Source organism: Bradyrhizobium sp. CCBAU 45394 (assembly GCF_028128655.1).
Lineage (GTDB): Bacteria > Pseudomonadota > Alphaproteobacteria > Rhizobiales > Xanthobacteraceae > Bradyrhizobium > Bradyrhizobium diazoefficiens.
This window is the reverse complement of sequence record NZ_LBIX01000174.1, coordinates 215706-231114: the sequence shown is the minus strand read 5'-3', so window position 1 is coordinate 231114 and position 15409 is coordinate 215706. Positions and strand designations below refer to the sequence as shown.

The 15409-nt window shown below is 66.6% G+C and carries 14 protein-coding genes; 8 read left to right on the top strand and 6 right to left on the bottom strand.

Features of this window, described 5'->3' with window-relative positions:
• The first annotated feature begins 1 nt into the window (after position 1).
• From WN73_RS34330 to WN73_RS34305, 6 genes are all read left to right on the top strand, one after another.
• Complete coding sequence (locus tag WN73_RS34330; protein WP_092182998.1) at positions 2-652, top strand: amino acid ABC transporter permease; 651 nt, start codon at positions 2-4, stop codon at positions 650-652.
• On the top strand, positions 639-1367 hold the full coding sequence (locus WN73_RS34325) for an amino acid ABC transporter ATP-binding protein (RefSeq protein WP_271556656.1): 729 nt from the start codon (positions 639-641) through the stop codon (positions 1365-1367). The genes WN73_RS34330 and WN73_RS34325 overlap by 14 nt, the downstream gene beginning before the upstream one ends.
• A gap of 31 nt (positions 1368-1398) precedes the next feature.
• Entirely contained in the window at positions 1399-2196 is a 798-nt protein-coding gene (locus WN73_RS34320; RefSeq protein WP_271556654.1) for a transporter substrate-binding domain-containing protein, read from the top strand.
• 57 nt (positions 2197-2253) lie between these two features.
• Positions 2254-2598: a RidA family protein gene (locus tag WN73_RS34315; protein ID WP_271556651.1), complete on the top strand. Its 345-nt coding sequence runs from the start codon at positions 2254-2256 to the stop codon at positions 2596-2598.
• A 63-nt stretch (positions 2599-2661) separates the two neighbouring features.
• The gene (locus WN73_RS34310) at positions 2662-3690 is read left to right on the top strand and encodes a succinylglutamate desuccinylase/aspartoacylase family protein (RefSeq protein WP_271556649.1); all 1029 of its coding nucleotides are present in this window, start codon (positions 2662-2664) and stop codon (positions 3688-3690) included.
• A gap of 41 nt (positions 3691-3731) precedes the next feature.
• Positions 3732-4796 carry a LacI family DNA-binding transcriptional regulator gene (locus WN73_RS34305; RefSeq protein WP_028170999.1) on the top strand — a complete coding sequence of 355 codons (1065 nt, stop codon included), beginning with the start codon at positions 3732-3734 and terminating at the stop codon, positions 4794-4796.
• Between the two features lie 10 nt (positions 4797-4806).
• Here the strand turns inward: WN73_RS34305 and WN73_RS34300 are convergent, their stop codons facing one another.
• The 3 genes from WN73_RS34300 to guaB form a co-directional block, all read right to left on the bottom strand.
• The gene (locus tag WN73_RS34300) at positions 4807-5115 is read right to left on the bottom strand and encodes a hypothetical protein (RefSeq protein WP_060911673.1); all 309 of its coding nucleotides are present in this window, start codon (positions 5113-5115) and stop codon (positions 4807-4809) included.
• Positions 5116-5275: 160 nt separating this feature from the next.
• Positions 5276-6298 (bottom strand): NADP-dependent oxidoreductase, encoded by a 1023-nt coding sequence (locus WN73_RS34295; RefSeq protein ID WP_271556814.1) that lies wholly within the window; start codon positions 6296-6298, stop codon positions 5276-5278.
• Between the two features lie 295 nt (positions 6299-6593).
• On the bottom strand, positions 6594-8087 hold the full coding sequence (gene guaB, locus WN73_RS34290) for an IMP dehydrogenase (protein WP_271556645.1): 1494 nt from the start codon (positions 8085-8087) through the stop codon (positions 6594-6596).
• A gap of 407 nt (positions 8088-8494) precedes the next feature.
• Between guaB and WN73_RS34285 the strand changes: the two genes are divergently transcribed.
• Positions 8495-9985 (top strand): MFS transporter, encoded by a 1491-nt coding sequence (locus WN73_RS34285; RefSeq protein ID WP_011086748.1) that lies wholly within the window; start codon positions 8495-8497, stop codon positions 9983-9985.
• A 153-nt stretch (positions 9986-10138) separates the two neighbouring features.
• Here WN73_RS34285 and WN73_RS34280 read toward each other — a convergent pair whose 3' ends face one another.
• Together WN73_RS34280 and WN73_RS34275 are read right to left on the bottom strand one after the other, a co-directional pair.
• Complete coding sequence (locus WN73_RS34280) at positions 10139-10825, bottom strand: RlmE family RNA methyltransferase (protein ID WP_011086747.1); 687 nt, start codon at positions 10823-10825, stop codon at positions 10139-10141.
• A 1-nt stretch (position 10826) separates the two neighbouring features.
• Complete coding sequence (locus tag WN73_RS34275; protein WP_271556640.1) at positions 10827-11900, bottom strand: Ppx/GppA phosphatase family protein; 1074 nt, start codon at positions 11898-11900, stop codon at positions 10827-10829.
• Between the two features lie 213 nt (positions 11901-12113).
• On the opposite strand from WN73_RS34275, the gene WN73_RS34270 reads away from it, so the two are divergent.
• Positions 12114-14486 carry a xanthine dehydrogenase family protein molybdopterin-binding subunit gene (locus WN73_RS34270; protein ID WP_271556638.1) on the top strand — a complete coding sequence of 791 codons (2373 nt, stop codon included), beginning with the start codon at positions 12114-12116 and terminating at the stop codon, positions 14484-14486.
• Between the two features lie 100 nt (positions 14487-14586).
• Here the strand turns inward: WN73_RS34270 and WN73_RS34265 are convergent, their stop codons facing one another.
• Positions 14587-15387 carry a hypothetical protein gene (locus WN73_RS34265; RefSeq protein ID WP_038966887.1) on the bottom strand — a complete coding sequence of 267 codons (801 nt, stop codon included), beginning with the start codon at positions 15385-15387 and terminating at the stop codon, positions 14587-14589.
• Positions 15388-15409 lie beyond the last annotated feature (22 nt).

Below are 15409 nucleotides of genomic sequence, written 5' to 3'. Positions count from 1 at the left end.
GATGCGATCCTTCTCCCTCATCGATTTCGTCTCGCTGTTCGCGGCGCTGCGCTGGACTGTCGCGCTGGTCGTGCTCGCGCTCGCCTTCGGCGCGCCGCTGGCGCTCGGGCTCGCCATGGGCCGCATCAGCCGCTTCGCCGGGCTGCGCTGGACCATGGCGGCGTGCATCCAGGTGATCCAGAGCGTGCCGCTGCTCGGGCTGTTGTTCTTCTTCTATTTCGGCATGCCGGTATTCTTGGGCATCCAGGTGCCGGCGCTCGTCGCCGTGACCGTCGCCTACACGCTCTACACCGCCGCCTTCCTCGGCGAGATCTGGCGCGGCGGGCTGGAGGCCGTGAAGCAGGCGCAATGGGAGGCCGGTGCCTGCCTCGGCCTCTCCGCCTGGCAGCAATTCCGCCACATCATCGCGCCGCAGGCGCTGCGGCTGTCGCTGCCGCCGACCGTCGGCTTCCTGGTGCAGCTCATCAAGGGCACCTCGCTCGCCTCGATCCTCGGCTTCGTCGAGCTTGCCCGCGCCGGCCAAGTGGTGAGCGCGGCGACGTTCCAGCCGCTGCTCACCTACGCGCTGGTCGCCGCGATCTATTTCGCGCTGTGCCTGCCGCTCACGCTTTGGTCCCGCTCCCTGGAGGCCCGCCTCGATGGCTCTCGTTGAAATCCGCGACGTGCACAAGACATTCGGCAAGGTCGAGGTGCTCAAGGGCGTCTCGCTCGACGTCGAGGAAGGCGAGATCGTCACGATCATCGGCCGCTCGGGCTCGGGCAAGTCGACGCTGCTCCGCTGCATCAATGCGCTGGAGAGCGTCGATTCCGGCGAGATCCGCGTCGAGGGCGAGCGGGTCCACGCGAAGATGCCTGACCTCAAGAAATTCCGTCAGCGCGTCGGCATCGTGTTCCAGGCCTTCAACCTGTTTCCGCATCTGAAGGTCGAGCGCAACATCACGCTGGCCCCGCTGCTCACCGGCCGCATCGACAAGGCCCGCGCACGCACGCTGGCCCAGGACGTGCTCACCCGCGTCGGCCTTGCCGAGAAGATCGACGCCTGGCCCGAGCAGCTCTCCGGTGGCCAGCAGCAGCGCGTCGCGATCGCGCGCTGCCTCGCCATGGCGCCTCACCTCATGCTGTTCGACGAGGTGACCTCCGCGCTCGATCCTGAACTCGTCGGCGAGGTGCTGAAGGTGATGGAGGCGATGGCGAAGCAAGGCATGACCATGATCCTGGTCACCCACGAGATGGGTTTTGCCCGCAACGTCGCCAACCGCATCGTCTTCATGCACCAGGGCCGCGTCTGGGAACAGGGGCCGCCGGCAAAGCTGTTCGCCAATCCTGAGACCCCCGAGCTCGCCAGCTTCATCGCCTCCGCAAAATGATCATCCAGCCATCCGCCACCAGGAGAGAGTCATGAGACAACTGAAATCCCTCTTTGCGATCGCAGCCACGGCACTCGCAGTGCTCGCCGCGCCGAACCTCGCACACGCCGACAAGCTGCAGGATGTGCTCGGCTCCGGCAAGCTGCGCGTCGGCATTCTCACCGATGCCGCGCCCTGGGGCTTCAAGGACGACAAGGGTGAGATCGCGGGCCTTGATGCCGATCTCGCCCGGCTGATCGCCGCCGACATGGGCGTGAAGCTCGAGCTCGTGCCGGTGACCGGCGCCGCGCGCATCCCGAGCCTACTCTCTGACAAGATCGACATGCTGATCGCCGGCCTCGGCGCCACACCCGAGCGCGCCCAGCAGGTGATGTTCTCGCAGCCCTACGCGGTGGTGAATCTCGGCGTTTACGGCGCCAAGTCGCTGCCATCAACCACCGGTAAGAAGCCCGACAACCTCGACGGCCGCAGCGTCGCCGTGGCCAAGGGCTCGACGCTCGACGTCTGGCTCACCGACAACGCACCCAAGGTGAAGCTGGTGCGCTTCGAGGACACGCCGGCCGCGCTCGCCGCCTTCCTCGCCGGACAGGCCGACACCTTCGCCGAGAACAGCGCCATTGCGCTGAAGGTGCAGGACCAGAACCCGACCAAGGAGGTCGAGCTGAAATTCCTGATCCGCCAGTCGCCGGCCCATGTCGGCGTGCGCCAGGGCGAGCAGAACCTGCTCAACTGGATCAACACAGACATCTTCTTCAACAAGCTCAACGGCAAGCTCGGCGCACTTCAGCTGAAATGGTTTAGGGAAGAGCAGTCGCTGCCGACGCTGTAAGTTCACAAGCGGCTCCCGCGCCCGCGCGGGAGCCGCTTTTCCCAAGGAGACTTCGAGATGATCAAACGTTACGTGGTCGGCTCGCGCATGAGCCAGGCCGTCGCCGCCGGCGGCATGGTGCATATCGCAGGCCAGGTCGCGGACGACCGCAAGGCCGGCATCGTGTCGCAGACCCAGCAGGTGCTCGCCAAGATCGACGCGCTGCTCAAGGAAGCCGGCTCCGACCGCTCCAAACTGATCGCGGTCAACGTCTTCCTGCCGCATATCACCGACTTCGACACCATGAACTCGGTCTACGATTTCTGGATCGATCCGGCCAATCCGCCGGCGCGCGCCTGCGTCGAAGCCCGTCTCGCCGATCCCGATTTGCGCGTCGAGATGACCGCGGTCGCCTTGCTGTAACGGCATCGTCCCTCTTTCAACCTTCGGCCGGCGTCGGCGACGACGCGGCCCTCAGGGCCTCCCATGCATACCGGACTCTTCCACGAGATCGATTTCGAGAAGGACCAGAAATGGTCCGGCTATCTCGGCATTCCCTTCTCGATCGATCGATCGCCCTACTTCCAGCTCAAGATCCCGATCTTCCGGATCAAGAACGGCGCCGGCCCAAAACTTCTGTTGATGGCCGGCAATCACGGCGACGAATACGAGGGCGAGATCACGCTGACGCGGCTGTATCGCCGGCTCGATGCCAAGGCCGTCAAGGGCGAGATCACCATCCTGCCCTTCGCCAATCTTCCCGCCGTGATGGCGGCGCGCCGCCGCTCGCCGCTCGACGAGGGCAATCTCAACCGCGCCTTCCCGGGCGATGCCGGGGGCACGCCGACGTTCCGCCTCGCGCACTTCCTCGAGCACGAGCTGTTTCCGCGCCATGACGTCGTCTTCGACATCCATTCCGGCGGCACGTCGATGGCGCACGTGCCCTGCGCGCTGATCGAGCGGCAGGGACCGCCCGAGATGTTCGGCCAGGCACTGCGCCTGATGGAAGGATTAGGGATGCCCTTCGCCTTCGTCGCCGAGAACGGCGCCGCTGCGCCGACCTCGATGGCGGCGGCCGCGCGCGCCGGCGCGATCGGACTGTCAGGCGAGTTCGGCGGCGGCGGCACCGTCACGCCGCAGACGATGGCGTTCACCGCGCGCGCCGTCGACCGGCTGCTGCTCGCGCTCGGCATCGTCCAGGCCCCGGTGCTGGGGCCGCATGCGCCGGTCGAGCGTGCCACCGAATTGCTGGCGCTGCAAAGCCATGCGCAGGCGGTGTTCGCGACACGGCGCGGCTGGTTCGAGCCCGCGGTCATGGTGGGCGCGCGCGTTGCGGCCGGCGACGTCGCCGGCTGGTATCATGATTTCGAGCGGCCTGAGCTGCCGGAAGACGTGTTGCGCTTCCCCGCCGACGGCATCGTGATCTCGCAGCGCCTGCACACCGACAGCCAGAGCGGCGACTGCCTGGTCCAGGTCGGCCGGGCGCTGTCGCGCGACGAGCTGCCAGCGCGCTGAGCTTTGGAGACGATAGCGACTTCGACTACCCTCGGGATTCGATGACCGATCCGGCAAAGCCGAGCTATGACGACGTGGTGCGCATTCCGGCGCCGCCCGGCCGCGCCAGCGCGACCGGACGGCCGCCGCGCATCGCGGAGGTGGCGGAGCGCGCCGGGGTATCGCCGATCACGGTGTCGCGGGTGCTGCGCCACCCCCAGAAGGTCAATCGAAAGACCCGCGAGCGCATCCTCGAAGTGATCGAGGCAACCGGATACGCCTCCAACCCGCATGCGCGCGCGCTGCGCTCGGGCCGCTCGAACGTGGTCGTCGCCTTCGTCTCCAACATCCTCAGCCAGCAGTTCGGGCTCGCCGTGCGCAGCTTCGCGGCCACGCTCGAGCCGGAAGGATTCGAGGTGCTCGTCGGCCAGACTTCCTACTCCTATGTCAAGGAAGTCGCGATGATCCAGTCGCTGCGCGGCATCCGCCCCGCCGCGGTGATGTTCACCGGCGTGATCGAACTCGAGGAAAATCGCGCCGCGCTTGCGGAGCTCGGCATTCCCGTGATCGAGACCTGGGCCTTTCCGCGCGATCCCATCGACATGCTGGTCGGCCTGCCCAATGCGGATGCCGGCGCGATGGCGGCGCGCAGGCTTGCCGAGGCCGGACATCGCCGCGTCGCGTTCATTGGCCGCAGCAGCGGCCGCGGCGCGCTGCGCCGCGACGGTTTTCGCGCGGCAGCGGCGCAGCTCGGCCTCGAGATCGTCCACGAGATCGGCGTTGGCGAGATCACAGGCCTCATAGACGGCCGCGCCGCCTTCACCGCCCTGCTCGATCGCGGCGACCGCGTCGATGCCGTGTTCTGCGCCAACGATCTGCTCGCGACCGGCGCGCTGATCGAGGCCCGCGCGCGCGGCCTGTCGGTGCCGCGCGATCTCGCCGTGCTCGGCTTCGGCGACAACGACGTCGCCGATCAGATCACGCCCGGCCTCACCACCATCTCGTTCGATGCGGCGGCCGTGGGGCGCATCGCGGCCGAACTGCTGCTGGCGCGCCTGTCGGGCACGCAGCTTGCCGAACAGCGGCTCGCCGTCGACCTGTCCCTGATCGAGCGCGGCAGCGTCTGAGGATTGCGGCTTACGCGACGCTCTTGAGGTCCTGCTGGATCGCAGCCAGCAAGGATTCCAGCGCTGCGCTGTTCACCGGCCTCGCCTCGGCCATCTCGGGCTGTACATTGGCAGACTGGACGCCGGCGGGCTGCGCAGCTTTGAGCGGACGCTTCGGGAACGGCGGCGGTGTCGGCATCGCGGGCCGGGTCAAATCGCCCTCGTCCTCGGCATGGACGAACTTGCCATGGATGACGTCGTCGCGGCGGCCCATGACGAACATGGTCGTCCAATAGCCGGCGGCCAGGAGGATTACGCAGAAAATACCAATCTCTAACATCGTAGCACCTGAAATATGCCCGATGATTCAATGCCTTCGTCCGGACGTCAATGAACCGACGGTCACACCTGCGGGTTTTGCGGGCAGGTGTGACCGATCGGTGACACTTTCTTAACCATCCGCGCCGGGGCTGTGGCGCAGGTGCAACCAAGCCGTGCAGCTAGGCCTTATCTTGCCCGACCCGCACCAGCTGCTTGCCGAAATTGGCGCCCTTCAGGAGCCCCATGAAGGCACCGGGGGCGCTCTCCAGGCCCTCGGTGACGAACTCCTTGTATTTCACCTTGCCGTCGCGGACCCAGGTGGACATGTCGCGCAGGAAGTCGCCATGGCGCGCGGCGAAGTCGGAGACGATGAAGCCGCGGAAGGTCAGCCGCTTGGTCAGGGTCGCGCGCATCATGCTGGCGGCCCATTTCGGCGGCTTGGCCTCGGTGTCGTTGTAATGGGCGATCAGGCCGCAGACCGGCACGCGCGCGAACGGATTGAGCAGCGGGAACACCGCTTCGAACACGGCGCCGCCGACATTCTCGAAATAGACGTCGATCCCCTTCGGGCAGGCGTCCTTCAGCTTGGCCGCAAGATTGGGATCGCGGTGATCGATGCAGGCATCGAAGCCGAGCTCCCTCACCACGTAGTCGCATTTGTCCTTGCCACCCGCAATTCCGACCGCCCGCGCGCCCTTGATCTTGGCGATCTGGCCGACGGCGGAGCCGACCGCACCGGAGGCACCGGCGACGACGACGGTCTCGCCTTCCTGCGGCTTGCCGATGTCGAGCAGGCCGGTATAGGCGGTCATGCCGGGCATGCCGAGCACGCCGATCGAGGTCGAGATCGGACCGAGCTTGGGATCCACCTTGATCAGGCCCTTGCCGCTGGAGATCGCGTGCGTCTGCCATCCGGTACGGGCTCGCACGATGTCGCCTGCCGCGAAATCAGGATTGTTCGACGCCGCGACCTCGCTAACCGCCTCGCCCTCCATCACGCCGTCGATCGGCACCGGCGCGGCATAGGACGGACCGTCACTCATGCGGCCGCGCATATAGGGATCGAGCGACAGCCAGATCGTGCGCAGCAGGACTTCGCCCTGCCCCGGTGTCGGGACAGCGAATTCCTCAATGCGGAAATCGGACGGCTTGGGTTCGCCGACGGGACGCGCGGCGAGAACGATGCGTTTTGCTTGGGACATCATGGCTTCCTCCTGAATGCTTGTTGCAGTCATTTAGGAGGTAGGTGGGAATGAAGCAAATCCCACACTCGCTGTCATCGCCCGCGAAAGCGGGCGATCCAGTAGTCCAGGGGCGGCTGTGATTGAACCGAGAAGCCGCGGCGTACTGGATTCCCCGCATTCGCGGGGAATGACACCGTCATTGAGGCGAGCGCGCAAACCACTCATTGTCATTCCGGGGCGATGCGAAGCATCGAACCCGGAATCTCGAGATTCCGGGTTGCGCTTCGCGCCCCCGGAATGACGGCAGAAGCGACTAACCCCCGCCCGGATAGTTCGGGCTCTCGCGGGTAATCGTGACGTCGTGGACGTGGCTTTCGCGCAGGCCTGCACCGGTGATGCGGACGAACTGCGCCTTGTCGTGCAGCTCCTTCATGTCCTTTGCGCCGACATAGCCCATCGCGGCGCGCAGGCCGCCGGCGAGCTGGTGCATGACGTGGCCGACCGCGCCCTTGTAGGGTACCTGGCCCTCGATGCCTTCAGGCACGAGCTTGAGCGTGTCCTTGATGTCCTGCTGGAAGTAGCGGTCGGCAGATCCCCGCGCCATCGCGCCGACCGAACCCATGCCGCGATAGGCCTTGTAGGAACGGCCCTGCCACAGGAAGACTTCGCCGGGCGTCTCGTCGGTGCCGGCGAGCAGCGAGCCGACCATCGCGATGTCTGCGCCGGCGGCAAGCGCCTTCGCAAGGTCGCCGGAATACTTGATGCCGCCGTCGGCGATGACCGGGATGTCGGACTTCTTCGCAGCCTCCACCGCATCCATGATCGCGGTGAGCTGCGGAACGCCGACGCCGGCGACGATGCGGGTGGTGCAGATCGAGCCGGGGCCGATGCCGACCTTGATGCAGTCCGCGCCAGCATCGATCAGCGCCTGCGCGCCTTCGGAGGTCGCGACGTTGCCGGCGACGACCTGCACAGAGTTGGACAGGCGCTTGATCCGGTTCACCGCATGCAGCACGTGACGGGAATGGCCGTGCGCGGTGTCGACGACGACGAGGTCGACGCCGGCGTCGATCAGCCGCTCGGTGCGCTCGAAGCCGGTGTCGCCGACGGTGGTGGCGGCGGCGACGCGCAGGCGGCCCTGCGCGTCCTTGCAGGCGAGCGGATGGGCCACCGCCTTTTCCATGTCCTTCACGGTGACGAGGCCGACGCAGCGATATTGCTCGTCGACCACGAGCAATTTCTCGATGCGATGCTGGTGCAGCATCCGCCGCGCCTCGTCCTGGCTGACATTCTCGCGCACCGTGACGAGGCCTTCATGCGTCATCAGCTCGGAGACTTTTTGCCGGCGGTCGGTGGCGAACCGCACGTCGCGGTTGGTGAGGATGCCGACCAGCTTGCCCGGCGTGGACTTGCCTGCGCCGGTGACGACGGGAATGCCGGAGATGCCGTGATCGCTCATCAGCTTGAGCGCATCGTCGAGCGTCGCCTCGGGGCTGATGGTGAGCGGGTTCACCACCATGCCCGACTCGTAGCGCTTGACCTGGCGTACCTGGGCCGCCTGCCCTTCGGGATCGAAATTGCGGTGGATGACGCCGAGGCCGCCGGCCTGCGCCATGGCGATCGCCATGCGGGCCTCGGTGACGGTGTCCATGGCGGAGGCCATGATCGGGATGTTGAGCGGAATGGCGCGGGTGACGCGGGAGCGGATGTCGACCTCGCCCGGCATGACGTCCGAGAGGCCTGGCTTCAACAGCACGTCGTCGAACGTAAGGGCTTCGCGGATGCCTTGAACTTGCACCGTGGCCATCTGCCAACTCCTTCCTGCGGCCCTGCCGCAAATAGCTATGGATGAGCGCCGCCCTCGGCGTACCTTGCGGCATCGCCGGAGAATCGGAGCCCATCGGTGGGGTTGACGCGGGTCGATAGCACGGCCGCGTGACGAATCAAAGCAAATCGAGCCGCTGGCCAGCCATGCACAGGCTGTTTACCCAAATTCAGCGGGGATAGCCGGGCGGCGGCCACCCCTCGTCATTCCGGGGCGCGACCAAGGGCGCGCCCCGGAATGACGAGGGAGCGAGTGCAACCGCCGTCGAGGGTCACATGGTTATTACCCAGGATTTAGGTGCCATGCGTTGATCCGCAATGGTCGCCGCCGGGCGGCGGTGTTAAGCCGCAAGCCTCGCCCTTCCTTCCGATTTTCGTTACCAATCCGTCATGGTCGACAAGCAACGCGTCATTCCGCTGATCGTGGCCACTGCTCTCTTTATGGAGAACATGGACTCGACGGTGATCGCCACCTCGCTGCCGGCGATCGCGGCCGACATCGGCACCAGCCCGCTGACGCTGAAGCTCGCGATCACCTCCTATCTGCTGTCGCTCGCGGTGTTCATCCCGGCGAGCGGCTGGACCGCGGACCGGTTCGGCGCGCGGATGGTGTTCGCGATCGCGGTCGGCGTCTTCATGGTCGGCTCGGTCGGCTGCGCGCTCTCGACCTCGGTCACCGATTTCGTGTTCGCGCGCATCCTCCAGGGCATGGGCGGAGCGATGATGACGCCGGTCGGGCGCCTCGTGCTGCTGCGCTCGGTGGACAAGAGCGCGCTGGTCAATGCGATGGCCTGGGTGACGGTCCCTGCCCTTATAGGCCCTGTGATCGGCCCGCCGCTCGGCGGTTTCATCACGACCTACGCGTCCTGGCACTGGATCTTCCTGATCAACATCCCGATAGGGCTGCTCGGCATCTTCATGGCCCTGCGCTTCATCGATCCCATCAAGAGCGAGGAACGCGAGCCGTTCGACCTCTACGGCATGGTGCTCGCGGGGATCGGGCTCGCCGGCATCGCCTTCGGCCTGTCGGTGGCCGGCCTCAACCTGCTGCCCTGGAGCACGGTCGCCGCGCTGATCGCCGGCGGCGCGATCTCGATGACGCTCTATGTCATTCATGCCCGGCGCACGGGATCGCCGGTGCTGGACTTCTCGCTGCTGACCTTGCCGACGCTGCGTGCGGCCGTGCTCGGCGGCTTCCTGTTCCGGCTCGGCATCGGCGCGCTGCCGTTCCTGCTGCCGCTCCTGATGCAGATCGGCTTCGGCCTGTCGCCGTTCCATTCGGGCCTCGTCACCTTTGCCTCCTCGCTCGGCGCCATGGGCATGAAGACGCTGGCGGCGCGGATCATCCGCACCTTCGGCTTCCGCAATCTGATGACGGTGAACGCGATCGTCAGCGCGTTCTTTCTCGGCGTCTGCGCGCTGTTCACGGTGACGACGCCGCTGCTGATCATCATGGTGATCCTGGTGGTCGGCGGCTTCTTCCGCTCGCTCGAGTTCACCGCGATCAACACGGTGGCCTATGCCGAGGTCGAGACTGGGCAGATGAGCCGCGCCACCACGCTCGTCAGCGTCAACCAGCAGCTCGCGGTCTCCGCCGGCGTCGCCGTCGGCGCAGCGTCCGTGGAGACGACGATGTGGCTCAGCCATGTCAGCGAGCTCAACGCCACCGTGTTCGCGCCGGCCTTCGTCGTGGTCGCGCTGACCTCGGCGGCGTCGAGCTGGTTCTTCTGGCAGATGCCCGCTGATGCCGGCCACGAGATCTCCGGCCGCAAGGCGACCGAAATCGCGAGCCGCAAGGGCGCCGGCAAGGGCGCGGCCAAGGCCGCCGTGAAGGCAGCGACGGAGGATACGCAGGACGTGCGCGACCAGCGGCTGGGGTAAAAAACGCGCTCCGTCATTCCGGGGTGATGCCACGGGACCGCGCAAGCGCGGCCCGGAGCATCGAGCCCGGAATCCATTGTCCCGCAAGAGTCCTGGGAGAAATGGATTCCGGGCTCGCCTCTTCGAGGCGCCCCGGAATGACGGAGTTCGTTGCTACGCCTTCGCCCCGCCGCGAAACCCGGTCGCCAGCACGTAACGTTCCGACGAATCCTGCCGGCTCGCCGCCGGCTTCACATGGCGCACTGTGGCGAAGTCGCGCTTGAGTTGGGCGAGCAGATCGGCATCGGCGCCGCTCTGGAACGTCTTGGCGAGGAAGGTGCCACCGGGCTTGAGCACGTCGCACGCAAACGCCGCCGCGGTCTCGATCAGGCCGACGATGCGGAGCTGGTCGGTCTTGCGGTGACCGGTGGTGTTGGCGGCCATGTCGGACATCACGACATCGGCGCCGCCCCCCAGCATCGCGGTAAGCTTTGCCGGCGCGTCATTGTCCATGAAGTCGAGCTGCGCGAACTCGACGCCGGCAATCTCGGGCATCTCCAAAAGGTCGATCGCAACGACCTTGCCCTTGCCGTCCACCGAACCGACGCGCTTGGCGGCGATCTGGCTCCAGCCGCCCGGCGCGGCCCCCAGATCGACCACGGCCATGCCGTGCTTCAGCAGCCGAAACTTGTCGTCGATCTCGAGCAGCTTGAATGCCGCACGCGAGCGATAGCCCGCCGCCTTGGCTTTCGCCACATAGGGATCATTGAGTTGCCGCTCCAGCCACAGCTTCGACGACAATTTGCGCTTGCCGCCGGTCTTGACCTGGACGTGCAAGCGGCCGGTGGTGTCCTTGGCCATCTCACCAGCTCCTGAGCGCGCCGTCCTCGCGCATCATCTCGACCAGCATGCCTTCGCGCAGGCCGCGGTCGGCGACGCGCAGGCGCGGCAGCGGAAAGGCGCGGCGGATCGCGTCGAGGATGGCGCAGCCCGCAAGCACGAGATCGGCGCGCTCGACGCTGATGCAGCTGTTGTTCGCGCGCTCCTCGTAGCTCATGCCGAGCAGCTTGTTGATGGTCGCGGTGATGTCGGAATCGTTCATCCAGATGCTGTCGATGCGGCGGCGGTCGTAGCGCGCCAGATTGAGATGGATGCCGGCGAGCGTCGTCACCGTGCCTGAGGTGCCTAGCAGGTGCATGTCGGCGAAATCGACGCCGTGCTGTTCGGCGAACGGCGCGACGTGGTGTGCGACCTCCCGCTCCATCGCGGCGTAGATCTCCGGCGTCACGTCGCGGCCGCCGAACTGCTCGGCGAGCGTGACCACGCCGAACGGGATCGACATCCAGGCCTTGATGCGCGGCTCCGGATTTTCCGGATCGCGCTCGATCCGCACCAGTTCGGTCGAGCCGCCGCCGATGTCGAACAGGATCGCGCCGCGCCCCCTGGGGTCGACCAGCGGCGAGCAGCCGAGCACGGCGAGCGAGGCCTCGGTCTCGCGGTCGATCACCTCGAGCTCGATGCCGGTCTCGGCCGCGACGCGGCTGCGAAAGCCCTCAGCGTTCGAGGCCGCGCGGCAGGCTTCGGTCGCGATCAGCCGCAGCCGGCGCGCTTTCCGCAAGTTGATCTTGTCGCGGCAGATGCTGAGCGCCGCGATGGCGCGCTCGATCGCGGCCTCGCTGATGGAACCGGTCGCCGAGACCCCCTCGCCGAGCCGGATGATGCGCGAGAAGGAATCGACCACGCGAAAGCCGTCGCTGGTCGGACTGGCGATCAGGAGCCTGCAATTGTTGGTTCCGAGGTCCAGCGCCGCGTAGACGCCGGTTCCCGGCGCTTGCGCGGCGACGGCCGGTTCAGTGGCCAACGCCACCGCCGCCATCGACCCCTCGAGCTCACCGTGCGGCCCATGGCCGTCGCGGAGCCGCGTGTGGTCATTCATACAAACTGTCTTTCCGCGGCCCGCTGGGCCGAGCTGGAATTGCTTTTTTCGCCTGAAACATTAGCAGCGCGGCAGGCCTGCGCAACAACGCATCACATGGCACCATGCCCATTCGTGCGTTGTCGTGAACGGGACCGTGGGTTATTTTTGAGGGGTCCGGCCCCCCCAAGCGCCCCCCAAAACGCGCAATGGCCGGCTTTTCAGGTCAATTCCATGCAAGAACACACCAAATCGTCCACGCTCGAAAACGCTATTGCACTGCAAAAATACGGCGTCGGGCAGCCCGTCCGCCGCAAGGAGGACGACACGCTGGTGCGCGGCAAGGGCCGCTACACCGACGATTTCAACCTGCCCGGCCAAGCCTACGCCGTGGTGGTCCGCTCGACCCACGCCCATGGAATCATCCGTGGCATCGGCCTCGATGCCGCCAAGGCGATGCCGGGCGTGCTGGGGGTCTGGACCGGGACGGACCTCGATGCCGCCGGCTACGGCCCCTTCACCTGCGGCCTGCCGCTAAAGAGCCGTGACGGCTCGCCCCTGCTCCAGACCAACCGCCAGCCGCTGGCGACCGACAAGGTTCGCTTCGTCGGCGATCCCGTCGCCTTCGTGGTGGCGGAGACATTGGCCCAGGCGCGCGATGCGGCCGAGGCGGTCGAGCTCGATATCGAGCCGCTGCCGGCTGTGACCGACCCCGAGGAGGCCGCCAAGCCCGGCGCGCCGCAGCTCTACGACCACATCCCGAACAACGTCGCGCTCGACTACCATTATGGCGACATGGAGCAGGTGAACGCGGCCTTCGCCAGCGCCGCTCACGTCACCAAGATCGACATCGAGAACACCCGCGTCGCCGTGGTCTCGATGGAGCCGCGCGTCGGGCTCGCCTCCTACGACAAGAAGGCCGAGCGCTACACGCTCCAGGTTCCGATGCAGGGTGTCGCCGGCAACCGCGCCAACCTCGCCAAGAACCTGAAAGTGCCGAACGAGAAGGTGCGCATTCTCACTGCCAATGTCGGCGGCTCCTTCGGCATGAAGAACATCAACTACCCCGAATACATGTGCATCCTGTACGCGGCCAAGGCGCTGGGACGGCCGGTGAAGTGGTTGGACGAGCGTTCGACCAGCTTCCTGTCCGACAGCCACGGCCGCGCGCAAAAAATCCATGCCGAGCTCGCGCTCGACGCCGAGGGGCACTTCCTCGCGGCCAAGCTCGAAGGCTACGGCAATCTCGGCGCCTACATCACCGGCGTTGCGCCGGGCCCGCTCTCGCTCAACACCGGCAAGAACTTTTCCAGCGTCTACCGCACGCCGCTGATGGGCATCGACATCAAGACGGTGCTGACCAATACCACGCTGATGGGCGCCTATCGCGGCGCCGGCCGGCCCGAGGCGAACTACTACATGGAGCGGCTGATCGACCGCGCCGCCGACGAGATGGGCATCAACCGGCTGACGATGCGCAAGCGCAACTTCATCAAGCCGACCCAGATGCCGTTCCCGGCGTCCTCCGGCGTCACCTATGACAGCGGCGACTTCCAGGCCGTCTTCAACAAGGCGCTCGAAATCTCCGACCACGAGAATTTCGCCAAGCGCAAGAAGGAGAGCAAGAAGGCCGGCAAGCTGCGCGGCATCGCCGTCGGCTCCTATCTCGAGGTCACGGCGCCGCCGAGCCCCGAGCTCGGCAAGATCGTGTTCGATCCCGACGGCAGCGTGCAGCTCATCACCGGCACGCTCGACTACGGCCAGGGCCACGCCACTCCGTTCGCGCAGGTTCTGTGCGAGCAGCTCGGCGTGCCCTTCGAGAGCGTCAAGCTCGTGCAGGGCGACAGCGACATCGTCCACGCCGGCAACGGCACCGGCGGCTCGCGCTCGATCACCGCGAGCGGCATGGCGATCGTGGGAGCCGCCAAGCTCGTGATCGAGAAGGGCAAGCGCGCCGCCGCGCACATGCTGGAGGCGTCCGAAGCCGACATCGAGTTCGAAGGCGGCAGCTTCACCATCGCCGGCACCGACCGCAGCATCGACATCATGGAGCTCGCCAAGAAGCTGCATGACGGCAAGGTGCCGGACGGCGTGCCTGATAGCCTCGACGTCGATCACACCAGCGAGCCGGTGCCCTCTGCCTTCCCGAACGGCTGCCACGTCGCCGAGGTCGAAATCGATCCCGATACCGGCGTGGTGCAGATCGTGCGCTACAGCGCGGTGAACGATTTCGGCACGGTGATCAACCCGCTGCTGGTCGCAGGCCAGCTCCATGGCGGCGTCGTCCAGGGCATTGGACAGGCGCTGATGGAGCACGTCCGCTACGACGAGAGCGGCCAGCCGATCACGGGCTCGCTGATGGACTACGCCCTCCCCCGCGCCGAGGACGTGCCGTTCATGACGGTCGGCGATCACCCGGTGCCGGCCACGACCAATCCGCTCGGCAGCAAGGGCTGCGGCGAAGCCGGCTGCGCCGGCAGCCTGTCGACCGTGGTGAACGCCGTGCTCGATGCGCTCTCCGACCACGGCATCAAGCACATCGACATGCCGCTGACGCCGGAGCGCGTGTGGCGTGCGATCCAGGATGCGAAGGGCAAGGCGGCGTAGGAGTTGTTTGTCGTTCCGGGGCGATGCGAAGCATCGAACCCGGAACCTCGAGATTCCGGGTTCGGTCCTGCGGACCGCCCCGGAATGACGACGCTGGATGTTACGCCGCAGCCTCCTCGCGCGGCTGGTAGATCGCGGTGTGCTGGCAATGCGCCAGCGGTGTCGTGCCGTTGGCGACGACCAGCGCGTCGAGCTCGACGAAGCGGTGGCCCTTCTTCTCGTAGTTCGCGGTGACCTTGGCCCGCGCAACGATCTCGTCGCCGGCACGCGCGGGCGACAGCAGCTGCATGCGGCTGCCGACGTGGATCCACGGGCCCAAAATGGTATTGTCGACGAGGACGCGATTCATCACGCGCTGGATCAGGCCGGGATGGCCGAGCCCCTCTCGCGCGAAGATCGGATCGGTTTCCCTGATATCGGCGAGATAGTCCGCGGCGGCCTGCCCGATCCATCGGCGCGGCTCTGTGCCAAGCCATTTGCCGGTCTCGAACGTCGCCGGGCTGACCGGCTTGCGCTCGGCGACCGCGGGGACCGCGCGATAGTCGCTCAAATCCACCGCAGGCGCAGCCGCCGGCAGCGAAGCCGTCCCGGTGGCGCAGAGCTCGGTACGGCTGAACACCTCGATCGTGAGCAGGCCGTTGTGCTCGGTCGCATCGACATCGGCGCTCTCGCCGTCATAGACCGGCTTGATGAAGCGGGCCTCCACCAGTCCGCGGGTGAGGAAATCGCGGCCCCAGCGCGCCAGCGGCACATGCATCATGTAGGCGAAGACGTCGACGCCGGGCACCAGCCCGCCCGAGAAGCCGAAGCGGCGCGCCACCTTGTCGTCATGCATCTTGTTCTCGGATTGTTTGGCGGTGTTGTAGGCCTCGACGCGGTAGGTTTCGAGCCGGTTCGGCATGGCTGGCCTTCCCCAAAATTCC